The organism is Burkholderiales bacterium (assembly GCA_013695435.1).
GTDB lineage: Bacteria > Pseudomonadota > Gammaproteobacteria > Burkholderiales > JACMKV01 > JACMKV01.
Window position 1 is genome coordinate 1 of sequence record JACDAM010000289.1, and the last position, 2,524, is coordinate 2,524.

3 protein-coding genes are annotated in these 2,524 nt (G+C 62.9%); all 3 read right to left on the reverse strand.

Annotation, left to right across the window (positions count from 1 at the left end):
* A partial coding sequence (locus H0V78_14040; protein ID MBA2352855.1) for an XdhC family protein occupies nucleotides 1–610 on the reverse strand: 610 nt, incomplete at its 3' end.
* Nucleotides 611–705: 95 nt separating this feature from the next.
* Complete coding sequence (locus tag H0V78_14045; protein ID MBA2352856.1) at nucleotides 706–1,329, reverse strand: nucleotidyltransferase family protein; 624 nt, start codon at nucleotides 1,327–1,329, stop codon at nucleotides 706–708.
* A gap of 52 nt (nucleotides 1,330–1,381) precedes the next feature.
* Complete coding sequence (locus H0V78_14050; protein MBA2352857.1) at nucleotides 1,382–2,362, reverse strand: glucokinase; 981 nt, start codon at nucleotides 2,360–2,362, stop codon at nucleotides 1,382–1,384.
* Between the last annotated feature and the right edge of the window lie 162 nt (nucleotides 2,363–2,524).

Sequence of the window (2,524 nt, forward strand, 5' to 3'; positions counted from 1 at the left end):
CGACTCTGAACACCGCGGCAATCTCCTCGCGCGGGTCGATCACGACGACTTCGTAATCCGCGCTGGTCGCAAGATCCGCGACATATTGCGAAAGCTGTCCCGCGCCAACCAGTACGAGCCGCCAGCGAGGCCCGTAGATCGCGCGCAGCGTGCGCCCGTCGAAGCTGTGACTTTCGTCGCGGTCCGCATCCTCGAGAATCGCGTTGCCGCGCGGCATGTCGAGAACGCGCGCGGTCATCCGTTTGGCGGCGACGCGATCGCGTAGCATGCGCAGCACGGCGACTTCGGGGCGCGGCTCGACCACCAGACGCAGCGTGCCGCCGCACGGCAGACCGAAGCGGGCCGCTTCATCCTTCGCCACGCCATACAGCACAATTTGCGGCAGTTCGCCGCTCAGCACATCGCTGCGCACGCGAGAAATCAGATCATCCTCGACGCATCCCCCCGACACCGAACCGACCAACTGCCCGTCATCGCGAATGGCGAGCCAGGCTCCTACCGGACGCGGCGCCGACCCCCAGGTTTCCACGACGGTGGCGAGCGCAACGCGATGGCCGGCTTCGAGCCAGGCAATGCATGATTTGAGAACCGAGAGATCGGTGCTATCCATGCTGCCTCTTCGAGCGCGCGCGGTTTGCCGGCGCCACAATCCGATGCGCTGCTGGCGCCGGGTTCACGATGCGGCTCCGTGCGTCGCGCCGATGCTCATACAGCTTTCGTCTTCTCGTCGATAGTGGTGAGCATTCTGGCGTAGTCTTCCGGTGTGTCGATGTCCAGCACAAAACGGTCATGCGCTGCCTCGTAGTTTAGGATCGCGCCTGCATTGCTGTCGATCAGCTCGCGGCAGCCGATATTGCGCTGTCTTGAGACGAGTTCGGGAATCCAGGACGCGGCCAGCAGCGCCGGGTTGCCGCGCCGGCCGCGACAACGCGGCACCACGATAGATTTATCGGTGAGCGACGCGTAAACATCCACCAGCTCGCGGTAGTCGGCGGGAGTTAGCCACGCCATGTCGCCGAGGCAAATCATGATTGCATCGGTCGGCTCGGTGAGCGCCTCGACACCGACGGCGACCGAGGTCATCTGACCTTCCCCGTAATGCGGATTGGACGCAAGCCAGACGGGTAAATCACTGACAGCCCGCGCCACCGCCGTTGCCTCGAATCCGGTGACCACAACCACCTCGCAAGGATCGGCGGCAAGCACTCCGCGCACGACGCGACGGATGATCGGCTCGTCGCCTGCCGGCAACAGCAATTTGTTCTGGCTCCCCATCCGTGACGACAAGCCCGCCGCCAGCACCACGGCTGAAAATCGGAGCGCAGTCATGGGCGGTTCAACCAAGAGGCGTCTGCACGGCGGACTTCGCGGAAGCAACTCGTCAAGTAAGCGCAACTGCCTCGGCGGCGGCGCCGATCAGGCCGACTTCGGCATTCATCACGACATGAATCGGCACCTTGCTCAACAGCTCGGCATAGCGGCCTTTATCCAGAAACGCCTTGAGAAATCTGCCGTCGCCCAAACGGGCTGAAATCTTCGGCGCGATGCCGCCGGCAATGTAGATGCCGCCGCTGGCGAGCATGGTCAGCGCGAGGCTGCCGGCATAGGCGCCGTAGACGTCGACGAACAGATCGAGCGCGCGAGCGGCCGGTGATTCGGCATCTGAGCCGGCCCGCGCGGCGATTTGCGCCGCCGCGTGCTCGCTGTGCACATCGATGTCGCAAACGTATCCGTCATGGACACACAGGAATTCATACGCCGCGATCAACCCCGGGCCGGATAAGACGCGCTCGCACGAAACGTGGCCGTGGCGTTGCCGCAAATGCTGGAGTAGACGCTGCTGCAGATCGTTGGCCGGCGCGAAATCGGCATGGCCGCCTTCCGAAGCATGCGCAATGTAGCGTCCGCTGCTCCACGTCAGGAAGGTGACGCCCAGGCCAGTACCGGCGCCAATGGCGGCGCGTACGCCATGCCGTTGTGGCCGGCCTTCCTGCAAGGTCAGAAGGTCATCACGGCTGAGCCGCGCAAGGCCCAGGCCCACTGCCGCGAAGTCGTTGATCAACTCGACCCTCGCAATCGCGAACCGACTCGCGATTTCATTCGCATCGACATGCCACGGCAGATTGGTCAAGCGTGCGCGGCCGTCGATGACAGGGCCGGCGACAGCAAAACAGGCGGCGGCAATTTGCTTATCGAAATGCGCGTCGCGCAGGAACGTGTCTACGATTGCGCTGAGGTCCTCGTGACCGGTGCTCGCATACGATTTCTGCAAGACCACATCGATCGCATCGCTTTCTGCAGCGGCAAGCTGAAGCAGGGTTTTGGTGCCGCCGATATCGCCGGCCAGTACGTAGCGCGTCATGTCACAAAAGACATAGCCGCGCGCCGGCTGCAGACACCGCCTGTTTGTTTGTTCAGAGCCCGCGATTTCTTCTTTCTGTGAGATCGCTGCGCAACCAGCGAAACACAGATCAGCGATGGTGCATGCGTTTCCATAAAACATGATCGAAGCTCAATTTTCCGG